We start from the raw sequence: 18755 nt of genomic DNA on the forward strand, positions 1-18755 counted from the left end.
ATGAGTGCTACGCCCCTGACCGTCGCCGAGCGCGCGAGCCGCGTCAAGTTGATGATTTTCGACGTGGACGGCGTGCTCACGGACGGCGGCCTGCTGTTCACGGCCGAGGGCGACACGATGAAGTCGTTCAATTCGCTCGACGGCCACGGCCTGAAGCTGCTGCGCGAAGCCGGCGTCGCCACCGCGATCATCACCGGCCGCAAGTCGGGCATCGTGCAGGTGCGCGCGCAGGAAATCCGCATCAACCATCTGTATCAAGGCGTGGAAGACAAGCGCAAAGCGTTCGCGGATCTCTTGGCGGCGACCGGCGTCGCGCCTGAAGAATGCGGCTATATGGGCGACGACTGGCCCGATCTCGCCGTCATGCTCCAGTGCGGCTTCGCAGCCGCGCCGGCCAACGCGCACCCCGAGGTGATCGCGCGCGCGCACTGGGTCTCCCAGGCACGCGGCGGCCACGGCGCCGCACGCGAGCTCTGCGAAACGATCCTCCGCGCCCAAAACCGCTACGACGCGCTGCTCGCCGCCGCCTGCGGAGCCTGAAACGGATGAACCAGTCCCGAATCACGTCACTGATTGCCCTCTTCGCGATGGCGTTGCTGGCGGGTGTCACCTACTGGCTGCTGGAAGCCACGCAAACGCAGCCGACCCAGCCCGAAAAGCCCAAAAGCCATTCGCCCGACTATTTCGCCGACAACTTCTCGGTTTCCGAACTCGATCAGACCGGCAGCACGCAGTACCGGCTGACGGCGACGAAAATGGTCCACTATGAAGACGACGAAAACAGCGATCTGACGATGCCGGCCATCCGGGCATTCCAGCCCGGCAAGCCGATCGTGACGGCCACGGGCCTGCGCGGCACGGTCAATGGCGACGCTTCGATCGTCGATCTGTATGACAATGCCCGCATCCTGCGCGCGCCGGGCTACGGCGACCCGGAAATGCAGGCCGATTCGTCACATTTCCGCGTGCTCGTCAACGACGACGTGATCGAGACCGAAAAGCCGGTTAAACTTCGGCGCGGCCTTTCCGTGGCGACGGCAAACGGCATGCACTACAACAACGTCACCCGGGTGATGCAGCTTTTCGGCAACGTCAAAGGCGCGATTGCCGCGTCGGACGTCGGCGGCGGCTCGTCCAAGTAACCCGGGCCATCTATTCCTAGCGTGACTGCATGAACGAATCGTTCTCTCGTTTTGACCTCGGCCGCGCACGCGCGTCGTTCGCGCGCCGCGCGGTACGCGCTGGACTGACGGCGGCGCTCGTCTCGCTGCCCTTCTTCGGCGTGGCTCCGCTCGCGCACGCCGAGCGCGCCGATCGCGACAAACCGCTCAATATCGAAGCGGATAACATGACTTACGACGATCTGAAGCAGATCAACATCTTTACGGGGCACGTCGTCGCCACCAAGGGCACGATCGTGATCCGCGCCGATCGCGTCGAAGTGACCCAGGACCCGCAGGGGTACCAATACGCCGTCGGCACGTCGGCGGGCAAGAACCTCTCGTACTTCCGCCAGAAGCGCGACGGCGTCGACGAATACATCGAAGGCACCGCCGTGCAAATCAACTACGACGGCAAGCAGGACCTGACCACGCTCACCACCAACGCGACGGTGCGCCGCCTGCAGGGCCTCTCGACGCTGATGGACGAAGTCCACGGCAGCGTCATCACGTATGACGGCCAAACCGACTTCTATACTGCGAAGGCCGGCAAGGACGTAGCAGGCCCCGGCAACCCGAGCGGCCGCGTGCGTGCGATGCTGTCGCCCAAGTCGGGCGGCGCCGCGCCGCTCAACGGGGCGTCGGCCACCCTCGCACCGTCGACCCAGATTCAAGGAACTCCGCCGCAGTGAACACCCTTTCCACTCCCGCCGCTACCGCGACGCACACGCTGCCCAACCGCAACGCGCCGGGCACCACGAGTTCGCTGGTGGTGCGCAACCTGAAAAAGCGGTACGGGTCGCGCACGGTCGTCAAGGACGTGTCGCTCGACGTGAAAAGCGGCGAAGTCGTCGGCCTGCTCGGGCCGAACGGCGCCGGCAAGACGACGTCGTTCTACATGATCGTCGGCCTCGTGCCGCTCGACGCCGGCGAAATCGTCCTCGACGGCAACTCGATCAGCCTGTTGCCGATTCACAAGCGTGCGTCGCTCGGGCTGTCGTATCTGCCGCAGGAAGCGTCCGTCTTCCGCAAGCTCACGGTCGAGGAAAACATTCGCGCCGTGCTCGAGCTGCAGCTCGACGAGCACGGCAAACGCCTGTCGAAAGCGCTGATCACCGAACGCACCGAGGCGCTGCTCGACGAACTGCAGATTGCGCACTTGCGCGAGAATCCGGCGCTGTCGCTTTCGGGCGGCGAGCGCCGCCGTGTCGAAATCGCGCGCGCGCTCGCGACGAACCCGAGCTTCATTCTGCTCGACGAACCGTTCGCGGGCGTCGACCCGATCGCCGTTCTGGAAATTCAGAAGATCGTTAAATTCCTGAAGCAGCGCAATATCGGCGTGCTGATCACGGACCACAACGTCCGCGAAACGCTCGGCATTTGCGACCACGCTTACATCATCAGCGACGGCAGCGTGCTGGCCGCTGGCGCACCGAGCGACATCATCGAAAACGAAAGCGTGCGCCGCGTCTACCTCGGCGAACACTTCCGGATGTAACCGGCGGCGCCCAGTGCGCCGCTAATGCGGCCGCCACGCCGGCCGCCTCCCCGCCGGGCTCGCGCCCGCGATCAGCAATTTTTACGGGGCTCACGCCCCGCCCTCCCGAACGCAAACCGTCAATACGCTATTTCCAGGCGTCGCAAGGTTTCGCTCGCGTGGCAAACTCTCTACAATGAAATTCAACTTGCCATGAAAGCCAGCCTCCAACTCCGCCTATCGCAGCATCTCGCGCTGACCCCGCAACTGCAGCAGTCGATCCGGCTGCTGCAGTTGTCTACGCTCGAACTGCAACAAGAAGTCGCGATGGCGGTCGCGCAAAATCCACTGCTCGAAAGCGAAGACGAATGGATCGCGAGTCCGTTGCGCGTCGCGGCGGACGGGTCGGTCATTGCGCAAACGCCGAACACGAACAGTCCCGAGCCGATGCCCGGGACGTCGAACTCGTCGAGCAGCACCGCCGAAAACGGCGAGGGCGGCGAACCGCAAAGCGTCGACGAATACAACGGCCTGTCCTCCGACAGCGGCTCCGATTCGAGCCAATGGAATCTCGACGACTACGGCCGCTCCGGCAACGCGTCGGATGACGACGACCTGCCGCCGCTGCAGATCCACGAATCGACGACCACGCTGCGCGATCACCTGATGGCGCAACTGCGAGTCACGCAAGCGAGCCAACGTGACCGCGCGCTAGTCACGTTCCTGATCGAATCGCTCGACGACGACGGTTACTTGACCGCCTCGCTCGATGAAGTGCTCGCCGATTTGCCGGAAGAACTCGAAGTCGATCTCGACGAACTGAACGCCGCCTTGGCACTGCTGCACAGCTTCGATCCGGCCGGGGTCGGTGCACGCACGGCGTCCGAATGCCTGAAGCTGCAACTGCTGCGTCTCGACGCATCGCCTACGCGCACGCTCGCACTCGAAATCGTCGCCCATCATCTGGAACTGCTCGCGGCGCGCGATTTCACGCGCCTGCGCAAACAACTGAAGGCCAACGACGACGACCTGCGCGACGCCCACACGCTGATCCGCTCGCTCGAACCGTTCCCCGGCGCCGCATACGGAAAAGCCGAGGCCGATTACGTCGTGCCGGACATCATGGTGAGAAGAACAGCACAAGGCTGGCAGGCCGAACTGAATCCCGAAGTGGTGCCGCGCCTGCGCATCAATCACCTTTACGCGAATATTTTGCGCAACAGCCGGGGCGATCCCGGCAGTGGTTCGCTGCGTCAACAGCTGCAAGAAGCGCGTTGGCTGATCAAAAATATTCAGCAGCGATTCGAGACTATTCTCAGAGTCGCGCAAGCCATTGTGGAGCGTCAAAAGAACTTTTTCACCCACGGCGAAATTGCGATGCGCCCCTTGGTTTTGCGGGAAATAGCTGATACGCTGGGTTTACACGAGTCAACGGTCTCGCGTGTAACGACCGGGAAGTACATGCTTACCCCGTTTGGGACGCTTGAATTTAAGTACTTCTTTGGATCTCACGTTTCGACCGATACAGGGGGCGCGGCCTCCTCAACGGCCATTCGCGCACTCATCAAGCAACTGATAGGAGCTGAAGACACCAAAACTCCTCTTTCAGACAGCCGCATAGCCGAACTGCTGGCGGAACAAGGATTCGTGGTCGCACGCCGCACGGTCGCGAAGTACCGCGAAGCCCTCAAGATCCCCGCAGTGAATTTGCGCAAGTCTTTGTAGCTCGCTGCCTTTTGCGGCGGGCATTTTCCGGCCGCGATGCTGTTGGCGGAGAAGGCCGGCCGATACGACCCGCCGCTCGTCAGTCACGGGGTGATGACTCGAGCGGGCCGCTCCCGACCGGTACTGCCGCACCAATGGGTGTCAGGCGGCCATTCGTTTGGAGAGCACTATGAATCTGAAGATCAGTGGACACCATCTCGAAGTAACGCCAGCGTTGCGGGAATACGTGATCACCAAATTGGACAAGGTGCTAAGACATTTCGATCAGGTGATCGATGGCAATGTGGTCCTCTCGGTCGACAATCACAAGGAAAAGGAAAAGCGTCAGAAGGTCGAAATCAATCTCCATCTGAAGGGCAAGGACATCTTTATCGAAAGCGCTGACGGCGACCTCTACGCCGCGATCGACCTGATGGTCGACAAGCTCGACAGGCAGGTCATCCGGCACAAGGACCGTCTCCAAGAGCACCAGCACCACGCGATCAAGCATCATCCGGAGGCGTCGCACATCGAGCTGCCGCCCGCAGTCGCGAATTCTTGAAGAAGCACTCTTCACCCCTGAAAAGCCGCCCGGAAACGGGCGGTTTTTTCGTCTGGCCGTGCGCCGAAGCAGCGCTCGAACCCGCGCTTTTTGGCGGCGAAACGACACCGCGTAGCAACGGATGGCGCGCTGCACCATCGACGCTCGCGCTGTTCTATAATGTCCCGGTTATTATCGGGGTCGCCAGACGTAGGGAACAATCCAGTCTCGCGCGCAATTCCCTGTGAGCACTGCGAATATGGACAACCAGTCAGTTGCCGCGAGGAGAATCCAGGCCACGCGTCCGCCTGCCAACATGAATCGTTTAGCCAAATTCCTTCCCCTCGAAAACGTCGTCGTCGGACTATCCGTTACCAGCAAGAAGCGCGTATTCGAGCAAGCGGGCCTGATCTTCGAAAATCAAAACGGGATCGCGCGCAGCACGGTCACCGACAATCTGTTTGCGCGTGAGCGCCTCGGCTCGACGGGCCTCGGCGAAGGCGTAGCGATTCCGCACGGCCGCATCAAGGGGCTGAAGCAACCGCTCGCCGCCTTCGTGCGCCTCGAGCAGCCGATTCCGTTCGAATCGCCGGACGGCCAGCCGGTCTCGCTCCTGATCTTCCTGCTCGTGCCGGAACAGGCCACGCAGCAGCATTTGGAAATCCTCTCGGAAATCGCGCAATTGCTGTCCGACCGCGAAGCGCGCGAACGCCTGCATTCGGAGCCTAGCGCCGCGGAGTTGCATCGGCTGCTCACCCAGTGGCACCCTTGAGGGTGCAACAGGGCAACGCGCATTGCGCCGGCCAGTGCGATGCGCGAGCGGGCGCACCCGGAACCGTTACGTTAGCCGACCGAACCGGCCGCTAGGAGGTCGATCGGAAAAACGGCCTGGCAACTTGGAGTCACGGATTCATGGATACGTCCAGCATCAACGCCCAAAGCATCTTCGACGATAACGCCTCCATGCTCAAACTGAGCTGGTTGACGGGGCATGAAGGCTGGGAGCGCGGTTTTTCGACCGAAACCGTCGCCACGGCGACCGCCAGTTCCGATCTCGTCGGCCACTTGAACCTGATTCACCCGAACCGGATTCAAGTGCTCGGCGACGCCGAGATCAACTACTACCAGCGCCAAACCGACGAAGACCGCTCGCGCCACATGGCCGAGCTGATCGCGCTCGAGCCGCCGTTCCTGGTGGTCGCGGGCGGCATCGCGGCGCCGCCGGAACTCGTCCTGCGCTGCACGCGCTCGTCGACGCCGCTCTTCACGACGCCGATGTCGGCGGCCGCGGTCATCGACAATCTGCGGCTCTACATGTCGCGCATCCTCGCTCCGCGCGCGACACTGCACGGCGTGTTCCTCGACATTCTCGGCATGGGCGTGCTGCTCACCGGCGACTCGGGTCTCGGCAAGAGCGAACTCGGCCTCGAATTGATCAGCCGCGGCCACGGCCTCGTAGCGGACGATGCCGTCGACTTCGTGCGGCTCGGCCCGGATTTCGTCGAAGGCCGCTGCCCACCGCTTCTGCAGAACCTTCTTGAAGTGCGCGGACTAGGTCTTCTCGACATCAAGACGATCTTCGGGGAAACCGCGGTACGCCGCAAAATGAAGCTCAAACTGATCGTGCAACTGGTGCGCCGGCCGGACGGCGAGTTCCAGCGCCTGCCGCTCGAAAGCCAGACGGTCGACGTGCTCGGCCTGCCGATCAGCAAGGTCACGATCCAGGTGGCGGCGGGCCGCAACCTCGCGGTTCTTGTCGAGGCCGCGGTGCGCAACACGATCCTGCAGCTTCGAGGCATCGATACTTTGCGCGACTTCATGGACCGCCAGCGCCTCGCGATGCAGGACCCGGAAAGCCAGTTCCCCGGCAAGCTGATTTGACGCCGGAGCGGCGGCCAACAACGCTGTCATGGGGGCGCGGTAGGCTGGGTCCGGTGCTATGATGAAACGAACGGATTTTTCTCCATGCGCATTGTTCTGATCACCGGCATCTCCGGCTCCGGCAAGTCTGTTGCTTTGAACGCGCTCGCAGACTCTGGCTACTACTGCGTCGACAATCTGCCGCCGCGTTTTCTGCCCGCGCTCGCCGAATATTTGGCGACCGACGGTCACGAGCGCCTCGCGGTCGCCATCGATGCCCGCTCGAGCGCATCGCTCAGTGACATGCCCGCCATCATCCGCAATCTGGCGAGCGATCACGACGTCCGGGTGCTGTTCCTGAACGCGAGCACGCAGGCGTTGATCCAGCGTTTTTCCGAGACGCGCCGCCGTCACCCGCTATCGGGCTCGCCCGCGCACGATGCCGACGTGGGTCTTATGACGTCGCTCGAAGAGGCCATCGAACGGGAGCGCGAACTCGTCGCCGATCTCGCCGAGTTCGGCCATCAGATCGACACCAGCAATCTGCGCGCGAACGTATTGCGCGCGTGGGTCAAGCGTTTCATCGAACAGGAGCATGCGGGTCTGATGCTGATGTTCGAATCGTTCGGCTTCAAGCGCGGCGTGCCGCTCGATGCCGATCTCGTCTTCGATGTGCGCACGCTGCCGAACCCGTACTACGACCACGAACTGCGCCCTCTCACCGGACTCGACAAACCTGTCATCGATTTTCTCGACGCATTGCCCGTCGTGCACGAGATGATCAACGACATCGAAGTGTTTCTGAGGAAGTGGCTGCCGCACTTTCGCGACGACAATCGCAGCTATCTGACCGTCGCGATCGGCTGCACCGGAGGACAGCATCGTTCGGTATTCATCGCCGAGACGCTTGCCGCGCGTCTCGCGAGTGAGGCAAACGTGATTGTGCGGCATCGAGATGCGCCGATCGACGTTGGAGAATCGTCGCGCCTGGTGGCCTAACTTGCCGCACTGCGCGGCCTTTTTCTAGCGTTGCGCCATGTCCTCTACTCCTGCCGTGCTTGCCGATTTGCCGCTCTTCCCGCTGCATACGGTGCTCTTCCCTGACGGGCTCTTGCCCCTGAAGATTTTCGAAGCGCGTTACCTGGACATGGCGCGAGACTGTCTGCGCGACGTGACGCCCTTCGGGGTCTGCCTGCTCAAAAGCGGCGCCGAAGTCGCGCGGCCTGACGAACCGGCCGTACCGGAACCGATCGGCTGCCTCGCCAAAATCGATCAATGCGACGTCGACGCCTACGGCATGCTGCTGATTCGTGCACGCGGCACGCAGCGCTTTCGGCTGCTGTCGCATCGAGTCGAAGCGAGCGGGTTGCTCGTCGGCATGGCGGAGCCGCTGCCCGAAGACATTCCGCTCGAAGGCACCGAGGCGCTCGCGAAATTCGGCGCATGCGCGGAAGTGCTCGAACGCATCATCGAGACGATCCGCGAGCGCGAGCCGCAAAGCCTGCCGTTTGGCGAGCCGTTTCGCTTCGACGATCCGACTTGGGTGTCGAACCGCTTGTCCGAAGTGCTGCAGATTCCGCTGCGTGCGCGTCAGAAGTTGATGGAGCTTCGCGACGCGGGCGCGCGCATCGACGTAGTCCATCACTACATGCAGCAGCATCAGCTGCTATAAGCATCGACGCCGACCCACGCGACTTCGCGAAGCTACAGCAACGATCCCTGAAGCGAATCCAGTAGCTTGCGCACGGGTGCGGGCAGACCGTATGCGTCGATTTCCGCAAGAGGCACCCAGGCGGTCTCGTTGTCGCTGGCCTCCAGATGTGCGCTCGTGTGTCCGAGATCGACGTCGACCACGCGCGGCTCGATCTCGAGCTTGAAATGCGTGAACGTGTGCGTGAACGGCGCGAGATGTTCCGGCGCGCACGAGCCGCCGAATGCGCGAGCGCGCTTCGCAAGCGCGGCTTCGTCGGCGGCTTCCGGAAGACTCCACAGCCCGCCCCAGATGCCGGTAGGAGGTCGCTTCTCGAGCAGCACCGAAGCGCCGTCGAGTAGCACGAGCATCCACGTGCGGCGCGTCGGCACCGTCTTCTTGGGACGCGCCGCCGGCAACTCGCGCTGCCTGCCGCTCACGTTCGCGATGCAATTCGCCGCGAAAGGACAGCGCGCGCAATCGGGTCGTCCGCGTCCGCACAGCGTAGCGCCGAGGTCCATCAAGCCCTGCGTGTAAGCGCTGATGTCGTCGTCGCTGCCGTCCATTGGAAAGAGCGATTCGGCCAGCGTCCACATCGCGTTCTCGATGCGCTTCTCGCCGGGAAAGCCTTCGACGCCGAACACGCGCGCGAGCACGCGCTTCACATTGCCGTCGAGAATCGTCGCGCGCACGCCGAACGCAAACGACGCAATCGCCGCAGCCGTCGAGCGTCCGATTCCGGGCAGCTCGGCAAGCGCTTCGACGGTCTTCGGAAACGCCCCGCCATGTTGCTCGACGACCGCCTGCGCGCATCGATGCAGATTGCGCGCGCGCGTGTAATAGCCGAGGCCGGCCCACAACGCCATCACATCATCGAGCGGAGCGGCGGCGAGCGCCGCAACGTCGGGAAAACGCGCGAGAAAACGCGTGTAGTACGAAATCACGGTCGAGACCTGCGTCTGCTGCAGCATGATCTCCGAGAGCCAGATTCGATACGGATCTCGCGTGTTCTGCCACGGCAGGTCGTGGCGTCCATGCTCGCGCTGCCATGCGATCAGGCGCACGGCGAAATCGGATTGAAGGCGTGAATCGGACGAAGCGAAAGGATGAGACATGAAGATTGAGTTCGGCGCCGGCATCAACGCTGGCAATGGGGACAAAAATAAGTGGAACGCTGCCCTTGCACGATTTGCTTAATCGGCGCGCCGCACACGCGGCACGGCAGACCTGCGCGATCATAGACAAAATAGTCGAGCTGAAAATATCCGCTCTCGCCGTCGCTGCCGACGAAATCGCGCAACGTGCTCCCGCCTTTGTCGATCGCGGCGGCAAGCGTCGCGCGCACTGCGGCGGCAAGCAAGTCGTAGCGGGCGAGCGAGACGCGCCCGGCTGGCGTCGTCGGCCTGATGCCCGCGCGAAAGAGGCTTTCGGACGCATAGATGTTGCCCACGCCGACCACGATATCCCCCGCGAGCAGCGCCTGCTTGACGGAAACCTTTCGGCCCCGCGTGCGTCGATGCATCAGGGTTCCAGAAAACTCGGGCGCGAATGGCTCGACGCCCAACGAGGCAAGCAGCGGATGCTCGAGCACATCGCCCGCCTCGCGCGGATGCCAAAGTACTGCGCCAAAGCGGCGTGGGTCACGGAAGCGCAGAATAAATTCGTCGAAAATCCAGTCGATGTGATCGTGCTTTGCAGGCGCGGGCGGCTCGGCGATATGCCGCAACACGCGCAGGGTGCCAGTCATGCCGAGATGGACGATGAACCAGCCGTCATCGAGTTCGAACAGAAGATACTTGCCGCGCCGCTCGACTTTGCGGATCAACTGCCTGGCCAACGTACTCGCGAAATCCGCGGGCACCGGCCAGCGCAGCGCCCGAGTCCGCACGTCGACGCGTTCGACGCGGCGCCCGGCAACGTACGGCTCGATTCCGCGCCGGGTGACTTCAACTTCTGGGAGCTCGGGCATGTCTGACTGGTGTGTAACTTGCGTGGTCGGTTGTGCGTGTATTGTAGCGAGCGCGTTACAATCGACCGAAACATTGAACGGATTTCCATGATCTTGTCCCTGAAGCTGTTTTCGAAGCGCCGGGCCGCCGCATCCGCCCGGCCTGTCGAGCACGCTGCGAAGCGCGCGCTGCCAGCCCGCCGCCTCCTCGGCGCCACGGTCCTCGCAGCCTGGGCGCTCGCCTTGAATCCCGCGTATGCGCAAGACCCATCGCCCACTTCGGACGACAACTCGGTCTCCGCGCCGGATATGTTCGCGCCCGCGTCGGCCAACGAGAAAAAAGATCTGCCGGATGTTCAGCTGACGAGCCAGATCGTCTTCCAGGTGCTAGCCGCGGAAATCGCGCTGCAGCGCGACCAGCCGGCGCCCGCCTATCAGACGTATCTGGCGCTCGCGCGCGATACGCACGATCCCCGCATGGCGGAGCGTGCCGCCGAAATCGCGCTGACGGCGCAAAGCCCGTCCGACGCGCTCGCCGCAGCGCAGCTCTGGCAGCAGTACGCGCCGAGTTCGGAGCGCGCGGCGCAGCTCGACGCCTCGCTGCTCGTGCTGTCGGGCAAGCCCGACGATGCCTCGCCGCTGCTCGCCCGCGAACTCGCGAAGGTGCCGGCGGAAAGCCGCGGCACGGCGATTCTCGCGCTGCAAGTGCTGTTGTCGCGCGGACCCAACCGGGTCGGTGGCCTGCACGTCTTGCAAGACCTGCTGAAGAACGATCTCGACCGCCCGGAAGCACAGCTCGCGATCGGCCGCCAACAGCTCGTCGCTGACGATCAGCCCGGTGCGCGCGCTTCGCTCGAGCAATCGCTCAAGCTGAAGCCCGACTATCTGCCGGCCGCGCTCACGCTCTCGCAGATGGGCCCCGACGAACGCAACGAAGGCATCGCGTCGTTCGAAAAGTACGTTCAGCAGAATCCCAAATCGCATGACGCTCGGCTCGCGCTGGCGCAACTGTATCTCGCGAGCGATCGCCTCGACGACGCGCAAAAGCAGTTCGAAATCATGCGCGCCAACGACCCGAAGGACCTGACGCCGCTGATGGCCCTGGGCCTTATCGACGTCCAGCAAAAGAAATACGACGACGCGCAAAAGTATCTGTCGCAATACGCACAGCTCGCGGAAAAAACGCCCGGCGCGGATCCGGGCCAGGCGTACATCTATCTGGCGCAGCTTTCGCTCGAACAGAAGAATGAAGCGGGCGCTGGCCAATGGCTCGACAAGATCACGCCGAAGAGCCAGCAGTACATTCCGGCGCAAATCACGCGCGCTCAACTGCTCGCGAAGCAAGGCAAGACCGACGCTGCGCGCAAGGTGCTCACCGATCTGCAAACTTCCGACCCGCACGATCAAGCGGTGATCGCCCGCACCGATGCCGCGATTCTGTTCGACGCCAAGCGCTATCCGGAAGCCGAGTCCCGCTTGCAGCAGTCAGCCCAAGACTTTCCGGACGATCCGGACATCCTGTACGACTACGCGATGGCGGCCGAGAAGAACGGCCACTACGACTTGATGGAGACGCAGCTGCGTCTGTTGATCCGCGCGCAGCCAGACAACCCGCAGGCGTATAACGCGCTCGGCTACTCGCTCGCCGATCGCAATCAGCGCCTCCAGGAAGCGGACAAGCTGATCGAAAAGGCATCGGCGCTTGCGCCAAACGATGCGTTCATCATGGACAGCCTCGGCTGGGTCAAGTACCGCCTGGGCGATACCTCCGATGCCGCGAAGCTGCTGCGCAAGGCGTACACCTTGCAGCCGAACGCGGAAATCGGCGCGCACCTCGGTGAAGTGCTCTGGAAGAGCGGTGAACAAGATCAAGCGCGCGCCGCATGGCGCGACGCGCAAAAGCTCGAGCCCGATAACGACACGCTCGTCAAAACGCTCAAGCGCTTCCAGGTGAACGATCTCTGATGCATGTCTCACGCTTAACCGTCGGCACCGTGAGCTGGCGTGGCGCGGCGTTTGCGCTTGCGTCGGCCGCGGTTGTCGCGCTCGCGGGCTGCGCCTCGGTCACTCCGCGCGGGCCGTCGACCTCCAACGCGGCCACCACGCTTTCAACGCAAACCACGCGTGCGTATCACGGCCGCTTCGCGATTCAATACGTCGATCAATACGGCAAGCAGCGCAATGCCTACGGCAACTTCGACTGGCAAGAACACGGCGATACGGTGACGCTGCAGTTGCTCAACCCGCTTGGGCAAACGATGGCGATCGTCACGTCCTCGCCGGCTTCGGCGACGCTGGAGCTGCCGAACCGTCAGCCGATGACCGCCGACAATGTGGCGACCTTGATGCAGAATGCGCTTGGATTTGCGCTGCCGGTCGAGGGTCTGCGCTATTGGCTGCAGCCGTCGCCGGCGCCTACCTCAAGAGCGACGACGGTGCCCGATCCGCAGCAGCAGACGCGCTTGAAGGAGATCGACCAGGACGGCTGGACGATCAGCTATCTCGCGTACGCCGATGCGCCGGCCACTGGCGTCAAGCGGCTTAACCTGACGCGCCAGGACCCTCCGCTCGATATCAAGCTCGTGCTCGACCAATGATCGCGCAGTTGTCGTGGCATGATTCGACGCACTTTCCGCCGCTTTTTCTGCTTTAAAGCATGATCGAAACGAACCAGTCCCTGCGGGATTGCTTGGCTCCGGCGAAGCTCAATCTCTTTCTGCACATCACGGGCCGCCGGCCCGATGGCTATCACGCACTGCAAACGGTCTTCCAACTACTCGATTGGGGTGACCGCCTGCACTTCACGCTGCGCCACGACGGACGTATCCACCGCAAGACCGACGTTCCCGGCGTGCCGGAAGAGAGTGACCTCGTCGTGCGCGCGGCTGCGCTGCTCAAAGCAGAGACCGGCACCGGCGCGGGCGTCGACATCGAGATCGACAAACGCCTGCCGATGGGCGCGGGCCTTGGCGGCGGCAGCTCCGACGCCGCAACGACGCTGCTCGCGCTCAACCGCCTATGGAAGCTCGATTTGCCTCGCAACGTGCTGCAAGGTCTCGCGCTCCGGCTCGGCGCCGACGTCCCTTTCTTCGTATTTGGAAAAAATGCATTCGCAGAGGGTGTCGGAGAAGCGCTTCAGGCTGTACAATTGCCGCCGCGTTACTTTCTTGTGGTGACGCCGAGGGTGCATGTTCCGACTGCTGCGATTTTTTCCGATAAATCGTTGACAAGAGATTCAAAAGCCCTCACAATTACGGACTTTCTTGCACAGCATAACTGCAGCGAAAATTGGCCAGACGGTTTCGGTCGAAATGACATGCAGCAAGTTGTCGTAGGAAAATACGCGGAAGTTGCTCGGGTGCTCGAATGGTTTGCTAACATCGCTCCCGCGCGGATGACCGGATCCGGCTCTAGTGTTTTTGCCGCGTTCCCAAGTCTCGGCGAAGCAGAAGCGGCGCAAGCCAAACTGCCGTCCGAATGGGCAGGCGCAGTAACAGCGAGTCTGGATACGCATCCACTCTTTGCCTTCGCGGCATAAGGTTTCGCATCATCGGGATGTCCTACACACCCGGTGAAGCTCAAAGTTAGTGTAGGGGAGTCGCCAAGTTGGTCAAGGCACCGGATTTTGATTCCGGCATGCGAGGGTTCGAGTCCTTCCTCCCCTGCCATATATTCTTCGCATTTCCCGCCTCCAGCTGAAGCAGGTGCACGATGAGCAGCCAAGACGGCCTGATGGTTTTTACTGGCAACGCGAATCCCGCGCTCGCTCAGGAAGTCGTCAAAATCCTCGGTATTCCCCTCGGCAAAGCGATGGTCAGCCGTTTCTCGGACGGTGAGATCCAGGTCGAGATTCAGGAGAACGTGCGCGGCAAGGATGCTTTCGTCCTGCAATCCACGTGCGCGCCGACGAACGACAACCTGATGGAGTTGATGATCATGGTCGATGCGCTCAAGCGCGCATCCGCCGGCCGGATCACCGCCGCCATCCCTTACTTCGGCTATGCGCGCCAGGATCGCCGCCCGCGTTCGGCGCGCGTCGCGATTTCGGCCAAGGTCATCGCGAACATGCTGGAGATTGCCGGCGTCGAGCGGATCATCACGATGGATCTGCACGCCGACCAGATTCAAGGCTTCTTCGACATCCCTGTCGACAACATCTACGCAACGCCTGTTCTGCTCGGCGATCTGCGCAAGCAGAACTATGAAGATCTGCTCGTGGTGTCGCCGGACGTCGGTGGTGTGGTGCGCGCCCGGGCGCTCGCAAAGCAGTTGAACTGCGATCTCGCGATCATCGACAAGCGCCGTCCGAAGGCGAATGTCGCCGAGGTGATGAACATCATCGGTGAAGTCGAAGGCCGCACCTGCGTGATCATGGACGACATGGTCGACACCGCCGGCACGCTCTGCAAGGCAGCGCAGGTGCTGAAGGAACGCGGTGCAAAGCAAGTTTTCGCGTATGCGACGCATCCGGTGCTGTCGGGCGGCGCGGGCGAGCGTATCGCCGGTTCGGCACTCGACGAACTCGTCGTCACCGACACGATTCCGCTCTCCGACGAAGCGCGCAGCTGCTCGAAGATCCGCTCGCTGTCGTGCGCGGGGCTGCTCGCCGAAACGTTCTCGCGGATTCGCCGCGGCGATTCGGTGATGTCGCTGTTCGCCGAAGCTTGAAGCGAACGTAAAGTATTTGCCGGCGGCGTTGCTCGATGCAACGCCGTCTGCACAATCGGCATGGGCTAATTCTGGTTCATGCCGCATGGTCCAGGGCCAGCGCGATGAGCGTGCAGGCCCTTAGTTTTTACTGCCTGGTCGCGGGCAGTGTATGGAGAACAACATGAAAGTCGTCGCTTTTGAGCGCAATCTGCAAGGTACGGGTGCGAGCCGCCGCCTGCGTATTTCCGGCAAGACCCCGGGGATCGTATATGGCGCCGATTCGGAACCGCAACTGATCGAACTCGATCACAACGCCCTGTGGCACGCCCTGAAGAAGGAAGTGTTCCACTCGTCGATCCTCGACCTGGAAGTGGCTGGCAAGTCGCAACAAGTTCTGCTGCGCGATGTGCAATACCACCCGTTCCGTCAGCTCGTGCTGCACGTGGACTTCCAGCGCGTCGACCCGAAGAAGAAGCTGCACACGAAGGTCCCGGTTCACTTCATGAACCAGGAAACCAACCCGGCCGTTAAGACGGGCGGCGCGATCATCGCTCACGTCGTGAACGAAGTCGAAATCGAATGCCTGCCGGCCGACCTGCCTGAATTCGTCGAGCTCGACCTGGCGAAGATCGAAGCCGGTCAATCGCTGCACGCCAAGGACATCACGCTGCCGAAGGGCGTGTCGCTCGTGGCCCACATCGAAAGCGAAAACCCGGTGGTCGCATCCGCGGCGATCCCGGCTGGCGCTGCTGCTGCTGAAGGTGAAGCTGCTGCCGAAGGCGAAACGCCCGCTGCATAAGCGCTAAAACAATCGGTATCCTCTCGATCCGTTCTTTGGAACGGTCGACGTGACCCGCCGCGGCTTGCCCGGCGGGTTTTTTTTCGGCTTTTCGGCATCGGGCGGCTTCGCGGCCGCCGCACAAGAATCATGATCAAGCTGATCGTCGGGCTCGGCAATCCGGGCGCCGAATACACCGCGACGCGCCACAACGCCGGTTTCTGGCTCGTCGATCAACTCGCGCGCGAAGCGGGCGCAATGCTACGCGACGAGCGGCGCTTTCACGGCTTTTATGCCAAGGCGCGGCTCTTTGGCGAAGAAGTGCATCTGCTCGAGCCGCAGACGTACATGAACCGCTCGGGCCAATCGGTGGTCGCCGTCGCGCATTTCTTCAAGATCCTGCCCGACCAGATCCTCGTCGCCCACGACGAACTCGATCTGCCGCCCGGCGCCGTAAAGCTGAAGCTCGGCGGCGGCAGCGGCGGACACAACGGGCTCAAGGACATCACCGCTCACCTGTCGTCGCAGCAGTACTGGCGGCTGCGGATCGGCATCGGACATCCGCGTGATTTGATTCCCGAGTCCGCACGCGCCGGCGCGAAGCCTGATGTCGCGAATTACGTGCTGAAGCCTCCGCGCAAAGAAGAGCAGGATACGATCGATGCCTCGATCGAGCGCTCGCTCGCCGTGATGCCGCATGTCGTCAAGGGCGAACTGGAACGCGCGATGATGCAGTTGCATCGCAACGCCTGATAGTCGTCGATCGAAGCGTTCCACGTCATGCCGCCGCGACCGCAATCCTAGGAGCCACCCTTGAGCCGCTATTGGAGCGACATCGTTCAGCACCTCACCCCGTATGTGCCCGGCGAGCAGCCCCCGCTCGTGAACCCGGTGAAGCTGAACGCCAACGAGAACCCGTACCCGCCGTCGCCGCGTGTTGTCGAGGCGATTCGACGCGAACTCGGCGATAGCGGCGAGGCGCTGCGCCTCTATCCGGATTCGACCGCGCGCAAACTGCGCGAGACGGTTGCCGCGCATCACGGCATCTCGGCCGACCAGGTGTTCGTCGGCAACGGCTCGGACGAGGTGCTCGCGCATACATTTCAAGCGCTGCTCAAGCACGACAAGCCGATTCTTTTCCCCGACATCACGTACAGCTTTTACCCGACGTACGCGCGTCTCTACGACGTCGCTTACCAGACCGTGCCGGTCGACGAAGCGTTCGCGATTCGCGTCGACGACTATCTCGTGCCGAATGGCGGCGTGCTGATCGCGAACCCGAATGCGCCGACGGGACGCGCGTTGCCGCTGACCGAGATCGAGCGGCTCGTCGCGGGGAATCCGGAATCGGTCGTGGTGGTCGATGAAGCGTATGTCGATTTCGGCGCACAGTCGGCGGTGTCGCTGATCGCGAAGTATCCCAATCTGCTGATCGTGCAGACCGTGTCGAAGGCGCGCTCGCTCGCCGGCATGCGGGTGGGCTTGGCGTTCGGCGACGCCGCGTTGATCGACGCGCTGAACCGCGTGAAAGATAGCTTCAATTCGTATCCGCTCGATCGGCTCGCGCAAGCCGCGGCGCAGGCCGCCTACGAGGACGACGCATGGTTCCGCGCATGCTGCGAGAAAGTCATCGCGAGCCGCGAGCGTTTGTCGGCGGGATTGGTTGAATTGGGCTTCGTTGTCGTACCGTCGGCCACGAGCTTCGTTTTGGCATCGCATCCGGCACATGACGCCGGGCAACTGGCCGCGAGACTGCGTGAGAGGGAGATCTTCGTGCGGCACTTCAAGCTGCCGCGAATCGACGCGTATCTACGCATTACCATCGGCACCGACGCCGAATGCGGCGCGCTGCTTGGCGCGCTACGAACTCACATCGGATAAATCGCAGACAGGATGGGCGAGCCGCTCGCAACGAGCGGCATAACGAGCGCGCCGCCCGACGCTCTCGGGCCCTAAGCGCTGCTGTCAGCGCGCATTAAGCGCCCTTCGCGGCCTGCAACGCGTGGTACTTCGCCATGAGCCCCTCAGGTGTTTCGACATGCTGAGGGTCGCGCGGAATACATTCGACAGGACACACCTGCTGGCACTGCGGCTCATCAAAATGGCCGACGCACTCGGTGCATTTGTTCGGGTCGATCACGTAGATTTCCGGGCCCATCGAGATTGCGTCGTTCGGGCACTCGGGCTCGCAGACGTCGCAATTGATGCACTCGTCGGTAATCATCAAAGCCATGCTTCACTCACAAAAAACGCCGGGCTGCCCCCAAGTCTACTCGCCCAACTGATGCGAAACGATAGACGCGGGGTGCCCGTTGCGGCTGACGCCTATCGGGCCCCAGCCATCGCAGCAATCATCAGGGTTGCGCCGCCGACGGCTGCGCCATCTCGGCAACCTTCTCCACCAGCCACTTCTCGACCGATGGAAACACGAACTTGCTGACATCGCCGCCCAATTGCGCGATTTCACGCACGATCGTGCCCGAAATGAACTGGTATTGATCGGACGGCGTCATGAACATAGTCTCGACGTCGGGCAGCAGATAACGGTTCATCCCGGCCATCTGGAACTCGTACTCGAAGTCCGACACGGCACGCAGACCGCGCACGATCACGCGCGCATTGTTGGTCCGCACGAAGTCCTTCAAGAGCCCCTTGAAGCTCATCACTTGCACATTCGGATAGTGCCCCAGCACTTCGCGCGCAATGTCGAGACGCTCCTGCAGCGAAAAAAACGGCTTCTTGGCGCGGCTGTCGGCGACACCGACGACCAACGTGTCAAATATGCTCGACGCACGCCTCACGAGGTCTTCGTGACCGCGAGTCAAGGGATCGAACGTACCCGGGTACACGGCGACTACCATGGAGCATCTCCTCTCTTCACGCAGATTGGGGTGCGGGCTCGCGATGAACAGCCGCCGCCCGCAGCGACGCGCGTGACGGCATACCG

Annotated in this window: 21 protein-coding genes and 1 tRNA gene; 18 read left to right on the forward strand and 4 right to left on the reverse strand. The window is 62.5% G+C overall.

All coding sequences use genetic code 11. The annotated features are described in order from the left end of the window. From AAHK20_RS20515 to AAHK20_RS20560, 10 genes are all read left to right on the forward strand, one after another. Entirely contained in the window at positions 1-540 is a 540-nt protein-coding gene (locus AAHK20_RS20515; RefSeq protein WP_449183343.1) for a KdsC family phosphatase, read from the forward strand. Positions 541-545: 5 nt separating this feature from the next. Beyond that, positions 546-1142 carry an LPS export ABC transporter periplasmic protein LptC gene (gene lptC / locus AAHK20_RS20520; protein WP_449183344.1) on the forward strand — a complete coding sequence of 199 codons (597 nt, stop codon included), beginning with the start codon at positions 546-548 and terminating at the stop codon, positions 1140-1142. 29 nt (positions 1143-1171) lie between these two features. Then, positions 1172-1852: a lipopolysaccharide transport periplasmic protein LptA gene (lptA, locus tag AAHK20_RS20525; protein WP_449183345.1), complete on the forward strand. Its 681-nt coding sequence runs from the start codon at positions 1172-1174 to the stop codon at positions 1850-1852. Then, positions 1849-2658 carry an LPS export ABC transporter ATP-binding protein gene (gene lptB, locus AAHK20_RS20530; protein ID WP_449183346.1) on the forward strand — a complete coding sequence of 270 codons (810 nt, stop codon included), beginning with the start codon at positions 1849-1851 and terminating at the stop codon, positions 2656-2658. Before lptA ends, lptB begins: the two co-directional genes overlap by 4 nt. 192 nt (positions 2659-2850) lie before the next feature. Next, positions 2851-4362, forward strand: a complete 1512-nt coding sequence (locus AAHK20_RS20535; RefSeq protein ID WP_449183347.1) for an RNA polymerase factor sigma-54 — start codon at positions 2851-2853, stop codon at positions 4360-4362. Between the two features lie 169 nt (positions 4363-4531). Next, positions 4532-4903 (forward strand): ribosome hibernation-promoting factor, HPF/YfiA family, encoded by a 372-nt coding sequence (hpf, locus tag AAHK20_RS20540; protein WP_137330991.1) that lies wholly within the window; start codon positions 4532-4534, stop codon positions 4901-4903. Positions 4904-5141: 238 nt separating this feature from the next. After that, complete coding sequence (gene ptsN, locus AAHK20_RS20545) at positions 5142-5654, forward strand: PTS IIA-like nitrogen regulatory protein PtsN (RefSeq protein WP_206997576.1); 513 nt, start codon at positions 5142-5144, stop codon at positions 5652-5654. A gap of 140 nt (positions 5655-5794) precedes the next feature. Then, positions 5795-6763, forward strand: coding sequence for an HPr(Ser) kinase/phosphatase (gene hprK, locus AAHK20_RS20550; RefSeq protein WP_137330989.1), 969 nt, complete (start codon positions 5795-5797; stop codon positions 6761-6763). Positions 6764-6847: 84 nt separating this feature from the next. After that, positions 6848-7741: an RNase adapter RapZ gene (gene rapZ / locus AAHK20_RS20555; protein WP_449183348.1), complete on the forward strand. Its 894-nt coding sequence runs from the start codon at positions 6848-6850 to the stop codon at positions 7739-7741. Positions 7742-7778: 37 nt separating this feature from the next. Further along, positions 7779-8414 carry an LON peptidase substrate-binding domain-containing protein gene (locus tag AAHK20_RS20560; RefSeq protein ID WP_449183349.1) on the forward strand — a complete coding sequence of 212 codons (636 nt, stop codon included), beginning with the start codon at positions 7779-7781 and terminating at the stop codon, positions 8412-8414. Between the two features lie 32 nt (positions 8415-8446). Here AAHK20_RS20560 and mutY read toward each other — a convergent pair whose 3' ends face one another. Then, positions 8447-9547 (reverse strand): A/G-specific adenine glycosylase, encoded by a 1101-nt coding sequence (gene mutY, locus AAHK20_RS20565; protein WP_449183350.1) that lies wholly within the window; start codon positions 9545-9547, stop codon positions 8447-8449. A 23-nt stretch (positions 9548-9570) separates the two neighbouring features. Then, entirely contained in the window at positions 9571-10401 is an 831-nt protein-coding gene (mutM, locus tag AAHK20_RS20570; protein ID WP_449183351.1) for a bifunctional DNA-formamidopyrimidine glycosylase/DNA-(apurinic or apyrimidinic site) lyase, read from the reverse strand. Between the two features lie 87 nt (positions 10402-10488). Here mutM and AAHK20_RS20575 point away from each other — a divergent pair, with 87 nt between their 5' ends. The 8 genes from AAHK20_RS20575 to hisC all read left to right on the forward strand — a co-directional run bounded on the left by AAHK20_RS20575 (position 10489) and on the right by hisC (position 17689). Next, complete coding sequence (locus tag AAHK20_RS20575) at positions 10489-12345, forward strand: tetratricopeptide repeat protein (protein WP_449183352.1); 1857 nt, start codon at positions 10489-10491, stop codon at positions 12343-12345. Then, positions 12345-12977 carry a lipoprotein insertase outer membrane protein LolB gene (gene lolB, locus AAHK20_RS20580; protein WP_449183353.1) on the forward strand — a complete coding sequence of 211 codons (633 nt, stop codon included), beginning with the start codon at positions 12345-12347 and terminating at the stop codon, positions 12975-12977. Before AAHK20_RS20575 ends, lolB begins: the two co-directional genes overlap by 1 nt. A 59-nt stretch (positions 12978-13036) precedes the next feature. After that, positions 13037-13918 (forward strand): 4-(cytidine 5'-diphospho)-2-C-methyl-D-erythritol kinase, encoded by an 882-nt coding sequence (gene ispE / locus AAHK20_RS20585; RefSeq protein ID WP_449183354.1) that lies wholly within the window; start codon positions 13037-13039, stop codon positions 13916-13918. Positions 13919-13971: 53 nt separating this feature from the next. Next, positions 13972-14048: transfer RNA gene (locus AAHK20_RS20590), tRNA-Gln, on the forward strand. 43 nt (positions 14049-14091) lie between these two features. Next, positions 14092-15048, forward strand: a complete 957-nt coding sequence (locus AAHK20_RS20595) for a ribose-phosphate pyrophosphokinase (protein WP_449183355.1) — start codon at positions 14092-14094, stop codon at positions 15046-15048. 163 nt (positions 15049-15211) lie between these two features. Beyond that, positions 15212-15829, forward strand: coding sequence for a 50S ribosomal protein L25/general stress protein Ctc (locus tag AAHK20_RS20600; RefSeq protein ID WP_449183356.1), 618 nt, complete (start codon positions 15212-15214; stop codon positions 15827-15829). A 129-nt stretch (positions 15830-15958) separates the two neighbouring features. Beyond that, the gene (gene pth, locus AAHK20_RS20605; RefSeq protein ID WP_449183357.1) at positions 15959-16561 is read left to right on the forward strand and encodes an aminoacyl-tRNA hydrolase; all 603 of its coding nucleotides are present in this window, start codon (positions 15959-15961) and stop codon (positions 16559-16561) included. 60 nt (positions 16562-16621) lie between these two features. Then, positions 16622-17689 (forward strand): histidinol-phosphate transaminase, encoded by a 1068-nt coding sequence (gene hisC, locus AAHK20_RS20610; protein WP_449183358.1) that lies wholly within the window; start codon positions 16622-16624, stop codon positions 17687-17689. A 94-nt stretch (positions 17690-17783) separates the two neighbouring features. Here hisC and AAHK20_RS20615 read toward each other — a convergent pair whose 3' ends face one another. Then, positions 17784-18041, reverse strand: coding sequence for a YfhL family 4Fe-4S dicluster ferredoxin (locus AAHK20_RS20615; RefSeq protein WP_137330977.1), 258 nt, complete (start codon positions 18039-18041; stop codon positions 17784-17786). A gap of 121 nt (positions 18042-18162) precedes the next feature. Beyond that, positions 18163-18669 carry a pantetheine-phosphate adenylyltransferase gene (coaD, locus tag AAHK20_RS20620; RefSeq protein ID WP_449183359.1) on the reverse strand — a complete coding sequence of 169 codons (507 nt, stop codon included), beginning with the start codon at positions 18667-18669 and terminating at the stop codon, positions 18163-18165. Between the last annotated feature and the right edge of the window lie 86 nt (positions 18670-18755).

Source organism: Trinickia camelliae (assembly GCF_053525655.1).